Genomic DNA, 19,572 nt, shown 5'->3' on the forward strand with positions numbered 1-19,572 from the left:
GATATGTATAAGAGACAGGCGGGCCAGGCCCCGCGCAGGCGGCCCGGGGCGCATTATGGCGGCGGCGGCATGAAAGTTGCGGCCCCAGGTCCAGGTGCCCCGCCCGGGGCGTGGCGTTCGCCACCTTTTTGCCAGACAGAGGAAAGCCCATGCCCACACCCGAGCACCTCCCGCCGCAGCATCAGGACCGGCAGCCCGGCCTGGAAACCGACATGCATCCGAAGCCTGACAGCGGCGCCGACGACTATGTCGGCAGCGGCCAGCTGACCGGCAAGGTGGCGCTGATCAGCGGGGGCGACAGCGGCATCGGCCGCGCCGTTGCGGTGGCCTTCGCGCGCGAGGGCGCCGACGTTGCGGTGGCCTATCTGAACGAGCACGAGGACGCCAAGGAGACCGCGCGCCTGGTCGAGGAAGCGGGCCGCCGCTGCCTGCTGATGGACGGCGATCTCGGCGACAGCGCCCACGCCGCGCAGGTGGTCGAGCGGACCGTCAAGGAACTGGGCAAGCTCGACATCCTGGTCAACAACGCGGCCGAGCAGCACCCGAAGCAGGAGCCCGAGGAGATCGAGGAGGGGCAGGTCGAGGCGACCTTCCGCACCAACGTCTTCGCGATGTTCCACCTGACGCGCGCGGCGCTGCCGCACCTGCAGCCAGGCTCGGCGATCGTCAATACCACTTCGGTCACCGCCTATCGCGGCAGCGCGCACCTGCTCGACTACTCGTCGACCAAGGGCGCGATCGTCTCGTTCACGCGCTCGCTCGCGCTGCAGGTGGTCAAGCGCGGCATCCGCGTCAACGGCGTGGCCCCGGGACCGATCTGGACGCCGCTGATTCCGTCGACCTTCCCGCCGGAGCAGGTCGAGAAGTTCGGCAAGGAGACGCCGATGGGCCGCCCTGGCCAGCCGTTCGAGGTCGCAGCCGGTTTCGTCTTCCTCGCCTCGCGCGCCGCCAGCTATATCACCGGGCAGGTGCTGCACATCAACGGCGGCGAGGTGATCAACGGCTAGCGCAAAGGCAAGTTTCGTTGTGGCAAGGGCTCGATGGACCGGGCCCGCACCGGCACATCGGGGCGGCGTTCGCGCTTGACGTTCGGGGCTCGGCGTCTAACCTGAATGCTTGCTGGGGTAAGCTGCGCATTCGTGCAGTGGCCGCCATCGCGGTTGCCCGGTCCAGCCCCTTGCCACCATGCCCCAGAGCTACCTCGGCACGCGCCACTACTTCGCCACGCAGCGCCGCACGCTTGTCGCGCTGCTGTTCGGCGCCATCCTGTTTCCCGCAGCGGTGCTGGCCACCTGGGCGTGGCTGTCGCTGCGCGCCGACGTCGCCGAGGCCGAACAGCGCTCTGCGCGGCTGGCGCGCGTGATTCAGGAGCACGCCAGCAAGGTCTTCGAAGGCAATCACCAGATCAACAGCCGCATCCGCGATGCCACCGCGGGCTGGAGCAATGTGCAACTGCGGCAGCACGAGGACGACGTCCATACCCGCCTGGCCGATATCGTCGGCGGCCTGCCGCAGGCGTCATCGCTGGCGGTCTACGACGAGCATGGCGTGCTGCTGGCCAGCAGCCGTTTCTATCCGGTGCCGCGTGTCTCGATCAGCGAGCGCGAGGATTTCCGCGCGATCGTCGGCGGGCTGCGTCCGTTCGATGTGACCGGCGTGGTCAGCGACAAGGTGGTGCCCGAACGGGTGATCAACGTCAGCATGCCGCGGCTCGGCCCCGACGCGAATGTCGCCGGACTGGTGTCGGTGGCATTGCGCCCTTCGTATTTCGCCGACTTCTACCGCGACGTGCTGAGCCAGGAGACGGGCGCCGAGGCCGCACTGGTGCGCAGCGACGGCGTGGTGCTGGCCGCGTTTCCGGACAGCGTGCCCGAGCAGGTGCCCGAGGTCGTTCGCGAAGGGCTGCAGCGGGTATCCGAAGGGTCCGGCGACAGCGTGGCCCGGATGACGGGCCTGGGCGGCGACGACAGCATCGTCGCGCATTGGTCGATCGGCGGCGGACTGCTGCACGCGGTGGTCGGCATTCCGATGCGCGTGATTCACGCACAGTGGCGGCACCGTCTGTATATCGGCGCGACGGTCGCCGCGATTCCCGCCTTCGCGCTGTGGGCGCTGGCCTGGATGAGCCTGCGTCGGCTCAAGCGGGAGGAGCAGTCGTATTTGCGCTGGCAGGAGGAGGTCACGCGCCGGCAGGAAGTCGAGGAACGCTATCGCCAGTCGCGCAAGCTCGAGGCGGTCGGCCATCTGATTACGTCGGTGGCGCACGACTTCCGCAATGTGCTGTCGGTGATCTCGTTCAATACCGATCTGATGATCACGCGTCCCGATGTCGCCCGCGAGAAGGCGCTGGCCGGCATCAAGCGCAGCGTGGCCAGCGGCGTCGCGCTGAGCAATCAGCTGATCGGCATGGCCCGCAAGCGGCAGCACCGCAAGGAGGTATTGCTGCTGCCGCAGGAGGCCGAAGGCTGGACGCCGCTGATCCGCTCGACGCTCGGCCCGCGCGTGCAGCTGCGCTACGACATCGATCCCGGCTGCTGGCCCGTCTGCGCCGACAGGAACGAGCTCGAACTGGCGATGATGAACCTGGCCTCGAACGCGCGCGATGCGATGCCCGGCGGCGGGCAGTTCGTGGTGATGGCATCGAACGTGACGCTCGACGGCAGCCGCCCGGGCGGCATGCGCGGCAACTATGTCTGCCTGGCCGCGCGCGACAACGGCAAGGGCATGCCGCCCGAGGTAGTGGAGCGGGTCTTCGAGCCGCTGTTCACCACCAAGACCGCCGGCCTGGGCAGCGGGCTCGGGCTGGCGCAGGTGCATGACTTCTGCCGCGAAGTCGATGGCGTCGCGGTGATCGAATCCGAGGTCGCCAAGGGCACCACGGTGCGGCTCTATCTGCCGGCCTGGCAGCATGGCGACAGCCATGCGCGTGCGCGCTGGGGCGCCGGGGCCAGCGCGGTGCTGATCGTCGCCGATCAGCCGCGCACCGTGCAGAGCGCGGTGGAGTCGCTGCAGTCCACCGGCCACCGCGTGACGCTGGTGCGCGACGAGGCCGAGGCGATGGCGGCGACCGATCGCTACGGCTTCGATCTGGTGATCGCGGACGCGCGGCTGGGCCCCGCGCTCGGCGGCCTCGCGCTGCGCGATCGGCTGACCCGCAGCTTTCCGTTTCTTCCGGTGATCCTGATGACCGACGACGCCGACATGATCGCGCTGGCGTCCGTGTCCGGGCTGCCGTTCCTGCTCAAGCCGTGGAACGCGCAGACGCTGGTCAAGGCCGGCATCCTGGCGCCGACGCGGGCCGTGGACGGACAGTCGAGTCCGTCGCGGTTGTAGCGCCCCTGCGCTCCGAGCCCTCGGTCTTCCGCTTCAGCCGGTACGACGCAGCAGCGCGACCGGCAGCGGGTCGAGCACGTCGGCAACGCGCAGCCTGCCGTTTGGCGCGGACAGCGTGCGGCCGGTCAGCGCGTCGGTCCAGCGGCTGGCGCCGGGTTCGCCGACGCACAGCAGCGTGTCGCCCCATGCAGCCTGCGCGATGGCCGGCCGGTCCTGCACCAGGCGCGCGGCCAGCCGTGCGGTGATGGCAATCGCGCGCTCGTCGCCGTGGCGCCGCTCGAACGCCAGCAGATGCGAGGCCGCCGGGCCTTCGCCGTGCACCTGTCGGTAAGCGCCATCGCGGAACAGCGCCGGCTGCTGCTGCCGCGCCGCCAGCAGCGCGCGCACCAGCTGCACCTTGATGCGGCCGTCGCGCCATTGCTCCAGCCAGGTCTGCCAGCCCGCAGTGCAGGCCAGCGCCGCGCGCAACGCCTCGTAATCGACCGGGCGGCGGTTGTCGGGATCGACCAGGCTGAAGTCCCAGCCCTCGGTGCCCTGATAGCGGTCCGGCACGCCAGGCGCGGTCAGTTGCAGCAGCGTCTGCGCCAGGCTGTTCAGCGCGCCGGCTGGCGCGATGCGCTGCGCGAAGCGTGCCACGCTGCCGAGCAGATCGCTCTGCGCGATCGCCTGCAGCAGGCCCGCATAGGCCTGTTCGTAGGCTTCGTCCGGCCGGGTCCAGTGCCCGTGCCGCTTCGCCTCGCGCACCGCCTTGGTCTGCCAGGCGCCCACGCGCTCGAGCAGCGCCTGTACCGCGTCGTCGCCGACATCGCGCTCGGCCGGCAGCTCGGGCGGCCAGGCGCCCACCAGCGTTTGATACAGCATGAGCCGGTCGGCGCCATCGGGGCTGGCGCGCTCGCCCGAGCCCGCCAGCCCGCTTGTCGGCCCGCTTGCAAGCCCGCCTGCAAGCCGTAATGCGCGCGCTTCCCACTCGCCGACGGCCGCCTGCCATTCCGGCGCCAGTTCGCTCAGCACCGCCAGCCGCATCCGCATGTCCTCGCCGCGCTTGTGATCGTGCGTGGCGGTGGCGAGCATCGCATGCGGCCAGACCTGCGCGCGCACCGCCATGCGCGCGTGGAAGCGATCCGGCGGCATCGCCAGCGTGGCCGGGTGGCTGCCGACCTCGTTGCGCGACAGCAGCCTTCCGTAGCGGTAGAACATCGTGTCCTCCGCGGCCTTGGCGGCCAGCGGCGGCATCAGCTGCTGCACCCGGGCGCGCGCCTCGCGCAGGCCGCGGCTGGCATGCGGACCTGCGCACAGCCAGGCCAGCAGCCGATCGACGGTGGCGGTGTCGTCGGGCCGTACCGCGCGGCGGGCGAACTCGGCGGCGGTCTCCAGCCGCAGGCGGTCCTCGCGCGACCACGCATGTTCGCCCAGATAGGTGCGATAGACCTCCAGCGGTTCGAGCAGCGCGGCCAGCGCGCGGCGCCAGCTTGCGAGCGTCAGATCGCGCGTGGCCGGCTCGGCGCGGGCGCACGCATGCAGGCGGCGGCAGGCGCCTTCGAACTCGGTGACGAGGAAGCGCGACAGCAGATGGCGGCGTGCCTGGCGCACCTGTTCGCCATATTCCTGGCTGTCGCCGCTGACCCGCTGCCACAGCGTCGTCAGCGTTGCCTCGCCGGCGCCGTCGTGCAGCACCGCGCCGACCTCGTCCATGAAGTCGTAGCCCGTGGTGCCGTCGATCTGCCATTCGGTGCGCAGCGTTTCGTGTTCGGCCAGGATCTTCTCGATCACGATCCACGGCCGCGCGCCGCGCGCCGCCATCGCGGCATTCAGTTGCCCGCGCAGTTGCTGGCAATAGCCGCCGGGGTCCGCCAGACCATCGACATGATCGACCCGCACGCCGTCGATCAGGCCCTCGCGGGCCAGCCGCAGCACCAGCGCATGGACGTCGTCGAACACCGGCGGCTGCTCGACCCGCACGGCGACCAGTTCGCTGACCTCGAAGAAACGCCGCCAGTTCAGCTCGTCGGCGGCCGTGCGCCACCAGGCGAGGCGGTAGTTCTGCTGCTCGAGCAGCGCATGCAGCCGTTCGAGGCCGCCGGGCGTCGCGGTATCGAAGCTGGTGCCGTCGCGGCCGGCATCGAACGAGGCCATCGACTCCTCGGACAACGGCACCTCGTGTTCGCCGTACTGCAGCCAATGCCGCTGGCCGTCGCTGCGGATCGCGATCTCGCCCGCCTGCAGCGTTTCCCAATACGGGCGTCCCAGGATCGGCAGCAGCACCTTGCCATGCAGTTCGGGGTCGGGCGAATGCCAGTCGATATCGAAGTGCCCGGCATACGGGCTCTCCGCGCCGCGCGCCAGCACGTCGGCCCACCAGCGGTTGTGAGTCGAGCTGGCCGCCATATGGTTCGGCACGATGTCGATGATCACGCCGAGCCCTGCCGCCCGGGCGCGGCCGGCCAGCGCCACGAAGCCAGCCTCGCCGCCCAGCTCGGGGTTGATGCGCTGGAAGTCGGTGACGTCGTAGCCGTGCGTCGAGCCGGGCTTGGCGGTGAAGATCGGCGACAGGTACAGATGGCTGACGCCGAGCGAGGCCAGATAGTCGACCTGACGCTCGGCGTCGGCGAAGGTGAAGCCGGCATGCAGCTGCAAGCGTGCGGTGGCGCGCGGCACGATGGTGTTGCCGCGGTCGGCTACGTGATCGGCAGCCGGCGCGGCGCCGGGGTGAGACTCGTTGGTTGCGGCTGACGACATGGTGGCAAGCGCCCGGCGTTCAGCCGGCGGTGTCTGCGGACGGCGTCTGTCGTCCAGGTTGGAGGTAGGCGATCGTGACGCCGGCAGACAGCGTGCCCGCTTCCAGCTGGCGGGCCGCGCCGGCCTCGCTCTCGGCCAGCAGCTCGCCTTGCGGCGCATCGCCGCAGGAAACGACGGCGTCGCCGAGATTGGCCCACAGCGTCAGCAGCGCGCCGTCGCCCATGCGCCAGCTCGCGCGCACCGCTGCGTCGCCGAGCACGGCCACGCCTTCGCAGCGCGTACCGGGCAGCCGGGGCAGCAATTCGCGCCGGCGCAGCGTGATCAGCGTCTTGTAGTACTGCACGTAGTCCCCATCCGCTTCGAACTGCGGACGCGATGCCTCGAAGGTGGTCGGCGCGTTCGGGTCCGGAATGCTGTCCGCGCGGGCGCCATCGGCAAAGCCGGCCATCGAGCCGAACTCGCGCCGGCGACCTTCGCGCACGGCCTCGGCCAGCTCGGGCGGATGGCTGGTGAAATAGAGGAAGGGCGTCTGCGTGCCGCCTTCCTCGCCCATGAACACCATCGGGATCTGCGGACACAGCATCTGCAGCGCGATCGCGGCGCGCAGCGGGCGCGGCTGCGCCAGCGCCGTGATGCGCTCGCCGAAGGCGCGGTTGCCGATCTGGTCGTGGTTCTGCAGGAAGCTGATGAAGGCGGTCGGCGGCAGATGTGCGCTGCGCTGTCCGCGATGGACCGGCTTGTCGCCGCCCGATTCCCGCGTGCGGTGCGGCGATGCCTCGCCCTGATAGGCGAAGCCCTCGGCCAGCACGCGTGCCAGATGATGGGTGGTGGGGCCGAGCGGCTGGTGGTCGCCGCGCGGCGCCGCATCCTGATCGTAGGCGCGGCCGTAGTCGGGGCCGGGATGATTGCCGGAGTCCGCCCGATGCGCGGCGTCGGCGCCCGCGCCGAATTCCGGTGCGACCACCGCGCCATAGTCCGCGTAATAGCCGTCGTATTCGCCGGTCAGCAGCACATGCAGCACGTGGTGGGCGTCGTCGTTCCACTGCGCGTCGTAGCCGCCGGCAAGCAGCGCGGCGTCGTTGTGGTCGTTCTCCAGCACCAGATGGATCTGGCGGCCGGCGCAACGCTGCCGCAGCGCCGGTGCCAGCTCGGCCAGCCAACCCTCGTCGGCGATGGCGTGCACGGCGTCGAGCCGCAGCCCGTCGAAGCGGAAGTCCTCCAGCCAGTAGCTCGCGTTCTCGGTGAAGAAGTCGCGCACCTCCTGGCGGCGGAAGTCGATCGCCGGTCCCCATGGCGTGCGCACATCCTCGCGGAAGAAGGCGCTGGCGTAGCGCGGCAGATAGTTGCCCTCGGGGCCGAAGTGGTTGTAGACCACGTCGAGCAGCACCATCATGCCCAGGCCGTGCGCCGCGTCGATCAGGGCGCGCAGCTGGTCGGGCGTGCCGTAGCTGGACTCGGGCGCAAACGGCAGCACGCCGTCGTAGCCCCAGTTGCGGCTGCCGGGAAACTCGGCCAGCGGCATCAGCTCGACCGCGGTAAAGCCGAGCGCGGCCAGCCGCGGCAGTTCGCGCGCGGCGCCGGCGTAGCCGCCGCACAGGCCGACATGCATTTCGTAGAGGATCGCTTCGTGCCAGGGCCGGCCCTGCCAGAAGGGGTGGCACCACTGGTAGGTGGCCGGGTTGACCACCACGCTGGCGCCGTGCACGTCGCCGGCCTGTGCCCGCGAGGCGGGGTCCGGCACGATGGTGCCGTCGCCGAGGCGGAACCAGTAGCGCGCCCCCTCGCAACACGCCGCCGTCGCCTCGAACCAACCGTCGCCGGCCGGCGACATCAGCACCGGGCCGGCGTCGTGAATCTCGAGCCGGGGAATCTCTCCCTGCGCCTCCAGATCCGGCGCCCACAGCCGGAAGCAGGTGCGGCCATCGGCCAGTCGCAAGGGTCCGAAGCGCGGGTGGCGCGCCGGTGCGGCCTTGGACTGGCTGCCAAGGGGCGCGGGCGCCGGCGCGGTGCCCAACGTTTCCCAGCCGCGGCGCGGCTGGGCCGCGGCTGCCGCGGCAGCGGGGTTCGGCTCAACGCTCATGATGAATTCCGTATCGATGGAAAGCGGGCGGCGGGACCGGCCACGGGGCGAGGCCCGCGCACCTTGCCGTCCCGCCGGATTGCGGTATCGGCCAGCGCATCAGGCGGCCGCGGTCGGCAGCGCATCGCCGAATCCGCCGCTGTTGGCGGCCGGGCTCGCCTCCGCGCTCACCGCGCGGCGGTCGACGCGTGCGCCGCGGCTGCGCCGCCGCGATGAGGCCGCCTGGATCGCCAGTTCCGGCACGGGCTCCGGCGCCATGACCGGAGCGATGACCGGGGCGATGGCCGGCGTGGAGCGCGGCGCGCGCTGCGGCTGTCGTTGCGGCTGGGGCGCGGCGTCGGCCTGCACCAGTTCGGCGGCACGCTCCGCAGCCCGCTGCATCGCCAGCGCCGACGCCAGCGCGGGCGACAGCGCGCTGTACAGCGACAGGTATTGCTCGGCCGGTTTGGTCCAGCAGAACAGCGCCTGCATGCCGGCGCGCTGCAGGACCTTCCACGCACGCGGCCGCCGCAGCCATTGCAGCGCGCGTTCGATCGCTGCGCTCATGGCCTCGGCGGTTTCGCCGTCGAACAGGAAGCCGGTGGCGCCAGGCTGTGGGGTCGGGCCATGGCCGGCGTCGCGCACCGTATCGACCAGGCCGCCGACGCACGAGGCGACCGGCACCGTGCCGTAGCGCATCGCATAGACCGGCGTCAGGCCGAAGGGCTCGAAGCGGCTGCCGTGCAGCAGCACGTCGGCGCCCGCGTGCAGCAGGTGGGCGGTTTCCTCGCGATAGCCGATCGACACGCCCACGCGCTCGGGATAGCGCGCGGCCAGGGCCTCGAAGCCCCGTTCGATCGCGGCCTCGCCGCAGCCGAGCACGGCGAACTGCACGCTGTCGTCGGCCTGGAGCGCGCGCTCGATGGCGCCCAGCGCCACATCGGCCATCTTCTGGTGGGTCAGTCGGCTGCCCATCGCCACCAGCGGTGCGGCCGGATCGGCCGGGAGTCCGAAGCGGCTCTGCAGCGCCGCCTTGCAGGCCCGCTTGCCGGCCATCGCGTTCGGCGTATAGCAGCGGGGCAGCAGATCGTCGCTGGCGGGATCCCAGTCGTCGGTGTCGATGCCGTTCGGGATCGCGCCCAGCACATCGCGCCGCGCCTGCAGCAGCCCTTCCAGCCCGTGGCCGAACTGCGGTGTCAGCATCTCCTGCGCATAGTTGTGGCTCACCGTGGTGACGCGGTCGGCATAGCGGATGCCGGCCTTGAGGAAATTGAGCTTGCCCCAGAACTCGACGCCGTCCGCCGTCAGGCAGTCTTCCGGCAGGCCAAGCTGCCGCCCCAGGCCCAGCGGGAAGATGCCCTGGAAGGCGAGGTTGTGGATCGTGACGATGCTCGGCGTATCGAGTCCGGCGGCGCGCATCAGCAGCGGAGTCAGCCCGGCATGCCAGTCGTGCGCGTGCACGGCGGCGGGCACGGGCAGCGGCGTGCGGCCCGCGGCGATTGCGGTGGCGGCATGCGCCAGCGCGGCGAAACGCTGCGGATTGTCCGCAAAGTCGCGCCCGGTGGGATCGGTGTACGGCGTGCCGGCCCGGTCGTAGAACGAGGGGCAATCGAGCAGCGCGACCTGCACGTCGCTGCCCGGCAGGCGGCCGTGCATCAGCCGCATCTGACTGTGTCCGGGCGGCAGCGCCAGCCCGGGCGCGCTCTCGGCAAGTTTCAGGGCGCCGAGGCTGCGTAGCCCCACGGCGCCGGCCAGGGCCTGCGGATAGCCCGGCATCAAGATCGTGACATCGAGGCCCCGCTGCTGCAGGGCGCGGGCCAGCCCGCTGACGACATCTCCCAAGCCGCCTGTCTTGGCCAAGGGCATGGCCTCGGCCGCCACGAATAGCACGTTCGTGTTCAAGTTGATCTCCGCCATTCTGAATGCGCTGGTGTGGGCGGCGGTCGGGCTGCATCGCCGCGTCTGCGCTTCACTCGCGGAGCGTGGTCGCATGGCGCCGGCGCGTGAAGCGTTGGAGCCATGCGAATGGCATGCCAGCGTGACGGGAGCTTCGCGAAGGCTTTGCGTTCAACGATTTACGTAACCAGTTCGTAACCGTTGAAACAAGCGCTGCGTAAAGCCTCCGCCAGTTGATGTAAGAACTACATACCCGGCCCGCCCTTGTGACGGGTGCCCGCCGTGCTCATCGCGGCGCGATGCAGCAGCGGCACCGGCACCGGCTTGACGCGCCAGATCCGCTCGCAGTACTCGCGAATCGCACGGTCGGACGAAAAACGGCCCGAGCGCGCGCACGACAGCACCGACATCCGCTGCCAGCGCGGCTGGTCGGTGAATGCCGTCGACACGTCCTGCTGGCAATGCAGATAGGAGGCGAAGTCGGCCAGCAACATATAGGGATCGTGCTCCAGCAGCCCGCCGAAGATCGGCTGGAACACCGACGGATCGCCGCGCGAGAAAAAGCCCTGACCGATCAGGTCGATGACCGCGCGCAGTTCGGCATGGCTTTCGTAGCAGGCGGCCGGCCGGTAGCCAGCCGCCTTCAGCGCATAGACCTCGGAGGCCGACAGGCCGAACGGGAAGAAGTGGTCGGGGCCGATCGCGTCGCGCAACTCGATATTGGCGCCGTCCATGGTGCCGATCGTGATCGCGCCGTTCATCGCGAACTTCATGTTGCCGGTGCCCGAGGCCTCCTTGCCCGCCAGCGAGATCTGCTCGGACAGGTCGGCGGCCGGATAGATTTTCTGCCCATAGGTCACATTGAAGTTCGGCAGGAAGACCACCTTGAGCCGGTCGCGCACCTGCGGATCGCGGTTGATGACGTCGCCGACCGACGTGATCAGCCGGATCATCAGCTTGGCGTAGTGGTAGCCCGGCGCCGCCTTGCCGGCGAACAGGAAGGTGCGCGGCACGATGTCGGCGTTCGGGTCGGACTTGATCCGGTGATACAGCGCGACGATATGCAGCACCGCCAGATGCTGGCGCTTGTATTCATGGATGCGCTTGACCATCACGTCGAACATCGATGACGGATCGACCACCACGCCGGTGGTCTCGCGCACCAGCCGCGCCAGGTCTTCCTTGTTTTCGCGGCGCGCCGCCTGCCATCGCTCGCGAAAGCCCGGATCGTCGGCGTACGGCTCCAGCTCGCGCAGCTTCTCCAGATCGCCGATCCAGCCGTCGCCGATCGATTCGCAGACCAGCCGCGACAGCCGCGGGTTCGACAGCGCCAGCCAGCGGCGCGGCGTGACGCCGTTGGTAATGCTGGTGAACTTCTCCGGCCACATGGCGTAGAAGTCCTTCAGCACGTCCTCGCGCATCAGCCGCGAGTGCAGCTCGGCCACGCCGTTGATGGTATGGCTGCCGACGCAGGCCAGATGGGCCATCCGCACATGGCGCTCGCCGCGCTCGTCGATCAGCGACAGGCGCGACAACTGCGATTCGTCGCCGAAGAAGCGGATGCGGACCTCGTGCAGAAAGCGCGCATTGATCTCGTAGATGATTTCCAGATGGCGCGGCAGCGTGCGCTGAAAGAGCGGCAGCGGCCACATCTCGAGCGCCTCGGGCAGCAGCGTGTGGTTGGTATAGGCGAAGGCCTGCCGGGTGATTTCCCAGGCTTCTTCCCAAGCGACGTTGTGTTCGTCGACCAGCAGCCGCATCAACTCGGCGATGCCGATGGCCGGGTGCGTGTCGTTCAGCTGGACGGCGAACTTCTCGTGAAAGCGCGTGACCGGGATACCGTGCGCGTCGAGCAGCCGCAGCATGTCCTGCAACGAACAAGAGACAAAGAAATACTGCTGCTCGAGCCGCAGCTCCTTGCCTTGCTCCGTCTCGTCGTTCGGGTAGAGCACCTTGGTCAGGTTCTCGGAGGTGACCTTCTTGCTGACCGCGCCGAGATAATCGCCCCGGTTGAACACGCCGAAGTCGAAGGCCTCCGTGGCCTCCGCCCGCCATAGCCGCAATGTGTTGACCGTGTTGACTCGATAGCCAAGGATAGGCGAGTCGAACGGCACGCCGACCACCGTCTTGGCCGGCACCCAACGCACCCGGTGGTGGCCGCGGTCGTCGGTGTAGTGCTCGGTCTTGCCGCCGAGCTTGACCTGCACGGCCCATTCGGAGCGCTGGATCTCCCACGGATTGCCGTGACGCAGCCAGGTATCGGTGCTTTCGACCTGCATGCCGTCGATGATCGACTGGTGGAAGATGCCGTACTCGTAGCGGATGCCATAGCCGAGCGCCGGGATCTGCATCGTCGCCAGCGAATCGAGGAAGCACGCCGCGAGCCGCCCCAGACCGCCATTGCCGAGGCCAGGCTCCAGTTCCTGCGCGAGCAGCGTGTCGAGGTCCAGGCCCAACTCCGCCATGGTTTCCTTGACCTCGTCGAAGATGCCCAGATTGACCAGGTTGTTGCCCAGGTGGGGGCCGAGCAGGAATTCGGCGGACAGATAGGCGACCGTGCGCGAAGGCTGGCCCAGATAGGTCTCCGCCGTGCTGATCCAGCGCTGCACCAGCCGGTCGCGCACCGTATGGGCAAGCGCCTGATACAGGTCGTTGGGACTGGCAAGACCCGGCAGCTTGCCCTGCGTGTAGAAGACATGGTCGAGGAAGGCGCGGCGGATGGTCGCGCCCGACATCGCGGTGCGGGTGTCCTCGTGGCTGTCGGCGGGCATGGTTTCGGCGAGCTGGGCCCGGGCGGCTTGCGACATGGCGGTCCTCCGGTTGGAAAACCGAATGCAGTTGCAAGAGACGTACCTTGCCCAAGATAAGCCCGTTTCGCCTGGGCGGACGGGCAGGGGTGCCGGGCAGTTCTTGCCAATTATTGGTGAGTTTGTAGAAAACGGTTAGGAGCATCCACCCGCGTGGGTTTTGCTCCCCTCTCCCGCTTGCGGGAGAGGGGCCGGGGGAGAGGGAAGCGCGGCCCAATAGCCACCGCCGCCAGCCACTCCACCGCCCGATTCCCTCTCCCCGGCCCTCTCCCGCAAGCGGGAGAGGGAGAACACCGGCGGGTGTTTCGAGCCTTGGCTGGCACCCGGCGTTTGTTCCCCATGTCGTCCCTTTCCTACAAACGATTGCGCGCGCGCCGGGATGCATCGGGCGTCGCCTCGGCCTAATGTCGGAGTGCCATCCCGGACTAACGACGCGGCACGGCGCCGAACGGGAAGGGCGGAGACGGGAGCCACGATGCGCGCTTCGACGCCAGCCGCTGAGAGCGTGACAGCAGGGACGACAGCAGGAACCACGGGAGCGGCCGCGGCAGCGGCGGCAAAGGAGGAATTGCCGCCCGGGGTCCGCTATGTCAACGACACCGGACCGGGCATCACCCGGCGCCTGGTGCGCGGCCGCTTCGCCTACTTTGCGCCGGACGGCACACGCATCCGCGATCGCGACACCATCGCCCGCATCGACGCGCTGGCGATTCCGCCGGCCTACCAGGACGTCTGGATCTGCCCGGACCCGCGCGGCCATATCCAGGCGACCGGCCGCGATGCACGCGGCCGCAAGCAGTACCGCTATCACCCCGCCTGGATCGCGCTGCGCGACGAGAACAAGTACGACCGCCTGCTGGCGTTCGGCCGCGCGCTGCCGCGCCTGCGGCGGCGTGCCCGGCGCGACCTGCAGCGCAACGGCATGCCGCGCGAGAAGGTGCTGGCCGCCGTGCTGCTGCTGCTCGACGCCACGCTGGTGCGGGTCGGCAGCCGGCGCTACGCGCGCCAGAACCGCACCTATGGCCTGACCACGCTGCGGCGCCGCCACGTGCAGGTGCGCGGCAGCCGGCTGCGCTTCCTGTTTACCGGCAAGAGCGGCGTCGAGCACGACGTAACGCTGCAGGACCGCCAGCTGGCGCGGCTGGTGCGCAGCTGCGCCGATCTGCCGGGCCAGCATCTGTTCAAGTACCGCGACGAGGACGGCCAGATCCGCGAGGTCGGCTCGGACGACGTCAACGCGTATCTGCGCGAACTGGCCGGCGAGGATTTCACCGCCAAGGACTTCCGCACCTGGGCCGGCAGCGTGCATGCGCTGGCCGAACTGCGCAAGGCGCCGGCGGCGGAGACCGAGGCCGCCCGCAAGCGCGCGGTGGCGGCCACCATCAAGATCGTGGCCCGGCGTCTGCGCAATACGGTGGCGGTATGCCGGCAGTGCTATGTCCACCCGACGGTGGTCGACGCCTATATGAACGAGCAGATGGCGGCCTGCGCGCAGTGCCGCCGCGCGGTCGCGGCGCTGAGCATGGACGAGACCCGGCTGCTGGCGCTGCTCGAGGCGCAGAGCGCGACGTCCGCCGGCCGCGGCTAGGGCGGCGGCCCAAAGCGGGCTCAGGAAGGCTCGCTGTGCTCGAGCAGTTCGTCGATGGTGCGGATCAGCGCATCCGGGGCGCACGGCTTGCGGCAGTAGCGCACGTTCGGATTCGGCACCTCGGGCAGGGTCTGGATGCTGGTGAAAACGACAATCGGTGTACGACTTAGCGACGCATCGCCGAGCAGCAGATGGCACAGCAAGGCGCCGTCGCCGCGCGGCATCACCCAGTCGGTGACCACCACCGAGGGGTGCAGCCGCTGTGCCGCATCGAAGCCGGCCAGCCCATCCTCGGCCAACTCGACGGTAAAACCGGCGCGGCTCAGGGCACTGGCCATCGCGTGGGCCATGGCGGGATCGTCGTCGACGACGAGTACGGTTCGCACGGTAGGACCTTGTATTGGCAGATCGCAATCGTTTCGACCTTGCCATGCAAGCGGCGCGCCAGGGGGCACGTTGGCCGCCGTGGCCCTCCGCGCGCGGTATGCCCGCGCGATGCGCATGGCAGGACGGCATCGCGCGGCGACGCCGTTCCGCGCCTCAGCCCCTGGGCGCCCGCCCCGTCCGCAGCGCGTCGATGCGGCGCTGGACCCCCGGCTGGCCGAACAACGCCTGCACGTCGAAGCGCAGCCGGCGTTGCCAGTTCGGATGACCGCTGGTGGTGCCGGGCAGATTGGGCTGTTCGACATCGGCCAGCAGATCTTCGACCGGCACCAGCCGCAGCGGCGTGCGCGCGCGCGACAGCCACGCCAGGATCGTCGCGACCGGGGCGCGATCGGGATCGGGCGCCTCGCCCCTGGCCACCCCCGCCTCGCACAGAGCCTGCCACAGCGCCTGCCGGTCGCGGGCGCGCTCGGCGCGGGCGGCGGCCTCGGTCACGTCCGGGCCGAGCTGGCCCAGACGTGCGCGCCAGGTGATGTCCTGCCCGGCCCACCAGCCGGCGATGGTCGGCAGGTCGTGCGTGGTCGAGGTCGCGACCGCATTGGCCGGCCATTGCTCGGGCGGCACGAACGCAGCGGCGGCGTCCGGCTCCGCCGCAGCGGTGTCCTGTGCCGGCTCGGGTGCCGGTTTGCTGGCCGCATGGCCTGCCGCATCGCTGCCCGCGTTGCCGCTCATGGCCCCGGTTTCTTCGTTGGCCGAGCGTCCGCCGGATTTCCCTCCGGATTTGCCGCCGGAATTGCCGCTGGAATTGCCGCCGGAATTGCCGCTCATTGCTCCCGCGGTCTCGCCGTTGCCTTCGCCCTCGGGCCGCGTCCGCTCGAACCACAGCACATCGATGCCGAGCATGCCGCGCTCGGCCAGCGTGGCGTTGAAGGTGTCCGGCACCGTGCCGAGGTTCTCGCCGATGATGATCGCGCGATGGCGCCACGATTCGAGTGCGATCAACCGCAGCAGGTCGTCCATCGGGTAGCGCAGATAGGCACCCGCTTCCGGCGGCGCGCCTTCGGGCACCAGCCAGACCCGCGCCAGACCGAGCGCATGGTCGATGCGCAGCCCGCCGACATGGGCGAGGTTCGCGCGCAGCATCTCGATAAAGGCCGAGTAGCCATGCCGGCGCAGGCCGCGCGGCGAAAACACCGTGATGCCCCAGCTCTGCCCCTGCGCGTTGTACACGTCGGGCGGGGCGCCGGCGGAAAATCCGTGCAGCATCTCGTTCTGCCGAGTCCAGGCATGGCTGCCGGTCGGATCGGTGCCGACCGCGAGGTCGCCGATCAGCCCGATCGCCATGCCGGCATCGCGGGCGCTGCGCTGCGCGGCGCGCAGGCCGTCCTCGGCCAGCCATTGCAGGAACACGTGGTAGCCGATCTCGTCGGGAAAGGCGCTGGCGAAGGCGGACAGCGCCGCGTCCTGCGGCGAGCGATGCGTGACCGGCCAGCGCCGCCAGTCCGCGGCCACCTGGATCTCGGCGCGGGTGCCGGCCTGAGCCAGGTGCTGTGCCTGCAGAGCCTCGAAGGCGGCGTGCGCCAGCAGCGGCGTGCCGCCCTCGGTGCGGAAGGTGGCCAGATCGTCGGCGGCGTCCGCCGGCAGCAGCTGGTCCCGGTGGTCCCACAGCCAGCGCGTCAGCTTCAGCCGTGCCTGCGCGACCGCGGGCCAGTCGATTTCGGCCCTGGACTCGAGCGTCTGCAGGACGCCGCCCAGCTGCAGCGCCGAGATGGCGCGTGCCACCGCGGCGTGGCCGAACACCGGGGCGGGGTCGGCATAGAGCACGTTCAGGAACAGCCGGCTCGATGGCGAATACGGGCTGTAGCGCTCCGGAAAGGCGGCGAAGCCGGCGTGCAGCGGGCTGATCGCCAACGCGTCGGCACCTTCGCGCGCGGCCGCCTCGGCGAACATCGCCAGCGCGCTCAGATCGCCCATGCCGGCCGGCGCGCCGCGGCGCAGGCCATAGACCTGCACCGACGCGCCCCACGGCTTGCGCCTGGCGCGCTCCTGTTCGGACAGCCCGATCGCGCGCAGCGCGTCCTGCACGCCGAAGCAGCGCGGCGGCGCGACCGCCACCGTCACCTCGACATCGCCGAGCAGCAGCCGGTGGTAGCCATAGCTCTGTACCGCCGGCACGACCAGCGCGCCGTGCGCATCGCGCCGCGCCACGCCGGTCTGCACGCTGCCGTCTTCCAGTTCGAGGCGGAACGGCTGCTCCTGCCGGGTATGCGCGAGCGGCACGCGGATCGGCTTGCCCTGGTCCGCGGTCAGCACCGGCGCCAGCGCGGTGGCGGCGTCGTCGCCGAGCATCCGCGCCCGCGAGGCTTCGCACTGGCCGATGGTCTTGCAGGGCAGGTCGAGCCGCTCGAGCACGGCGCGCAGCGATTCTTCGGGGACCACGCGGTTCCGTCCCTGGGCATCCTGCCAATGCACCAGCAGGCCGGCGCGCTCGGCGAGCAGGTGCAGCGAGGCCAGCGCGGCATCGGGGTTGGCTTGGCGCGGCATGATGAGACTCCTTTGTGGCTGGCTGGTCGGGATGAAGACGATGGCGGACGGTGCCTGGCGATGGCCGACGAACGGGGCTGCCCGCTACGATGACCCCGACGGCGCCAGCGTGGCGGCCAGCAGTACCGCGGAGTGGGGCGCCACCGGCTGGGTCGGATGATCGAGCGGCGCCTCGGGCAATTCCGGCCGGGCGCTGTCGAACAGCCGCGACCAGATCAGCGCCGGCGGCGGCAGCCGATATTCGACCGGCTCGGTGCCGGCGTTCAGCAGCAGCACCGTCACGTGGACCTGCCCGTCGGCGTCGCGCGTGGCGCGCCGGAGGGCCAGCGTCCGCTCTTCCGGATTGGACCACTGTTCGGGCGTCAGCGGTTGGCCGTCGACGCCGAACCAGCCGATATCGTGAAGGCCGGGGGCGAATTCGTGACGACCGTGGAGGAACTGGCGCTCCGCATAGGCCGGCAGGCGCGAGCGCAGGCCCAGCAGCCGGCGCACGCATTCGACCATCCCGCGCCCTGTCGGCGTCTGCGCGTCGTCCCAGTTCAGCCAGGACAACTCGTTGTCCTGGCAGTAGGCGTTGTTGTTGCCCTGCTGCGAACGGAGCCATTCGTCGCCGGCGGTCAGCATCGGCGTGCCCTGCGACAGCAGCAGCGTGGCCATCATCGCGCGCGCGACCCGGTTGCGGGTGGCGAGGATCTCGGGGTCCTCGGTCGGACCTTCCACCGTGCCGTCGGGGCTCCAGTTCGCGCTGGCGTTGTCGTCGGTGCCGTCGCGGTTGTCCTCGCCGTTGGCCTCGTTGTGCTTGGCGGCATAGCTGACCAGGTCGGCCAGCGTGAAGCCGTCGTGCGCGGTGACGAAGTTGATCGAGGCCCAGGGCTTGCGATGGCGCCGGTCGAACAGATCGGCCGAACCGGTCAGGCGCGCGGCCAGATCGCCGCGTTGGCCGGGGTCGCCGCGCCAGTAGCGCCGCACGGTGTCGCGGAACTTGTCGTTCCATTCGGCAAAGCCGGGCGGATGGTTGCCGACCTGATAGCCGCCGGGACCCAGGTCCCACGGCTCCGAAATCAGCTTGACGCGCGACAGCACCGGGTCCTGCAGCACCGCGTCGAAGAAGCCGGCGCCCGGATCGAAGCCGTTGCCTTCGCGGCCGAGCGTGCTGCCCAGGTCGAAGCGGAAGCCGTCGACGTGATAGCACTGGACCCAGTAGCGCAGCGAATCGAGCACCATCTGCAGCACGCGCGGATGCGACAGGTTCAGCGTGTTGCCGCAGCCCGTGTCGTTGATGTAATGGCGCTCGTCGCCCGGCACCAGCCGGTAGTAGCTGGCGTTGTCCAGCCCGCGCCACGACAGCGTCGGGCCCAGCTCGTTGCCTTCGCAGGTGTGGTTGTAGACCACATCGAGAATCACCTCGATGCCGGCCGCGTGCAGCCGGCGGATCGCGACCTTGACCTCGTTGAGCTCGCCGCCGCTCAGATAGGCCGGCTCGGGCGCGTAGTAGCTCAGCGTGCTGTAGCCCCAGTAGTTGCGCAGCCCGCGCTGGACCAGAAAGCGGTCCTGCAGGAAGGCGTGGATCGGCAGCAGCTCGATGGTGGTCACGCCGAGGTGATGCAGATGGTCGACAAAGCGCGGATCGCACAGCGCGGCGAAGGTGCCGCGCTGGTGCGGCAGCAGATCGTCGCGCCGCATCGACAGCCCGCGCAGATGCGCCTCGTAGATGACCGTGCGCTCCCACGGTACCGCCGGCGGGCGGTCGTCGCCCCAATGGAAGCTCTCGTCGACCACGATCGCCTTCGGCATCATCGGCGCGCTGTCGCGCCGGTCGGGCGTCAGGTCGGCGCGCGGGCTCTGCAGCCGGTAGCCGAACAGCGCATCGGCCCAGCGCAGCGGGCCGGTCAGCTTGCGCGCATAGGGGTCCAGCAGCAGCTTGGCGGGATTGAAGCGATGGCCGTGATGCGGTTCGTACGGACCGTGCACGCGATAGCCGTAGACCGTGCCCAGCGCGGCGTGCGGCAGATAGCCGTGCCAGACCTCGTCGGTGCATTCGGGCATGGTCAGCCGCGCCAGCTCCTTGCGCCCGTTGCGCGAGAACAGGCACAGCTCGACCCGGGTGGCATTGGCCGAAAACACCGCGAAGTTGATCCCGAGGCCGTCCCAATGCGCGCCGAGCGGGTAGGGTTTGCCGGGAAGGAGCGTGCTGGCGATCGGGGAACGCGACAAGCAGGACCCTC

10 protein-coding genes are annotated in these 19,572 nt (G+C 70.0%); 3 read left to right on the forward strand and 7 right to left on the reverse strand.

The window, feature by feature from the left end; all coding sequences use genetic code 11:
• The first annotated feature begins 149 nt into the window (after positions 1–149).
• Positions 150–1,007 carry an SDR family oxidoreductase gene (locus J5T34_RS23130; RefSeq protein WP_208583245.1) on the forward strand — a complete coding sequence of 286 codons (858 nt, stop codon included), beginning with the start codon at positions 150–152 and terminating at the stop codon, positions 1,005–1,007.
• A gap of 178 nt (positions 1,008–1,185) precedes the next feature.
• Complete coding sequence (locus J5T34_RS23135) at positions 1,186–3,333, forward strand: ATP-binding protein (RefSeq protein ID WP_208583246.1); 2,148 nt, start codon at positions 1,186–1,188, stop codon at positions 3,331–3,333.
• Between the two features lie 33 nt (positions 3,334–3,366).
• Here the strand turns inward: J5T34_RS23135 and treY are convergent, their stop codons facing one another.
• The 4 genes from treY to J5T34_RS23155 form a co-directional block, all read right to left on the reverse strand.
• Positions 3,367–5,991: a malto-oligosyltrehalose synthase gene (gene treY, locus J5T34_RS23140; protein WP_208583253.1), complete on the reverse strand. Its 2,625-nt coding sequence runs from the start codon at positions 5,989–5,991 to the stop codon at positions 3,367–3,369.
• 97 nt (positions 5,992–6,088) lie between these two features.
• Positions 6,089–8,149: an alpha-amylase family glycosyl hydrolase gene (locus J5T34_RS23145; RefSeq protein WP_208583247.1), complete on the reverse strand. Its 2,061-nt coding sequence runs from the start codon at positions 8,147–8,149 to the stop codon at positions 6,089–6,091.
• A gap of 99 nt (positions 8,150–8,248) precedes the next feature.
• The gene (gene glgA, locus J5T34_RS23150; protein ID WP_244259198.1) at positions 8,249–10,030 is read right to left on the reverse strand and encodes a glycogen synthase GlgA; all 1,782 of its coding nucleotides are present in this window, start codon (positions 10,028–10,030) and stop codon (positions 8,249–8,251) included.
• Positions 10,031–10,269: 239 nt separating this feature from the next.
• A complete protein-coding gene (locus J5T34_RS23155) occupies positions 10,270–12,831 on the reverse strand; it encodes a glycogen/starch/alpha-glucan phosphorylase (RefSeq protein WP_244259199.1) in 2,562 nt (853 codons plus the stop codon).
• Positions 12,832–13,399: 568 nt separating this feature from the next.
• Here J5T34_RS23155 and J5T34_RS23160 point away from each other — a divergent pair.
• Positions 13,400–14,419, forward strand: a complete 1,020-nt coding sequence (locus J5T34_RS23160; RefSeq protein ID WP_208583249.1) for a DNA topoisomerase IB — start codon at positions 13,400–13,402, stop codon at positions 14,417–14,419.
• Positions 14,420–14,439: 20 nt separating this feature from the next.
• On the opposite strand, the gene J5T34_RS23165 is transcribed toward J5T34_RS23160, so the two are convergent.
• The 3 genes from J5T34_RS23165 to glgX all read right to left on the reverse strand — a co-directional run bounded on the left by J5T34_RS23165 (position 14,440) and on the right by glgX (position 19,561).
• Positions 14,440–14,805: a response regulator transcription factor gene (locus J5T34_RS23165; protein ID WP_174105179.1), complete on the reverse strand. Its 366-nt coding sequence runs from the start codon at positions 14,803–14,805 to the stop codon at positions 14,440–14,442.
• A gap of 154 nt (positions 14,806–14,959) precedes the next feature.
• Complete coding sequence (gene malQ, locus J5T34_RS23170) at positions 14,960–17,347, reverse strand: 4-alpha-glucanotransferase (RefSeq protein ID WP_244259200.1); 2,388 nt, start codon at positions 17,345–17,347, stop codon at positions 14,960–14,962.
• Positions 17,348–17,431: 84 nt separating this feature from the next.
• Entirely contained in the window at positions 17,432–19,561 is a 2,130-nt protein-coding gene (glgX, locus tag J5T34_RS23175; protein WP_208583250.1) for a glycogen debranching protein GlgX, read from the reverse strand.
• Between the last annotated feature and the right edge of the window lie 11 nt (positions 19,562–19,572).

Source organism: Cupriavidus gilardii (genome assembly GCF_017598945.1).
Lineage (GTDB): Bacteria > Pseudomonadota > Gammaproteobacteria > Burkholderiales > Burkholderiaceae > Cupriavidus > Cupriavidus gilardii_E.

What these genes read in the sequence shown, in the direction of transcription:
- J5T34_RS23130 (WP_208583245.1), top strand. Translation starts at nt 150, where the DNA reads ATGCCCACACCCGAGCACCTCCCGCCGCAGCATCAGGACCGGCAGCCC.
- J5T34_RS23135 (WP_208583246.1), top strand. Translation starts at nt 1,186, where the DNA reads ATGCCCCAGAGCTACCTCGGCACGCGCCACTACTTCGCCACGCAGCGC.
- J5T34_RS23145 (WP_208583247.1), bottom strand. Translation starts at nt 8,149, where the DNA reads ATGAGCGTTGAGCCGAACCCCGCTGCCGCGGCAGCCGCGGCCCAGCCG.
- J5T34_RS23155 (WP_244259199.1), bottom strand. Translation starts at nt 12,831, where the DNA reads ATGTCGCAAGCCGCCCGGGCCCAGCTCGCCGAAACCATGCCCGCCGAC.
- malQ (WP_244259200.1), bottom strand. Translation starts at nt 17,347, where the DNA reads ATGCCGCGCCAAGCCAACCCCGATGCCGCGCTGGCCTCGCTGCACCTG.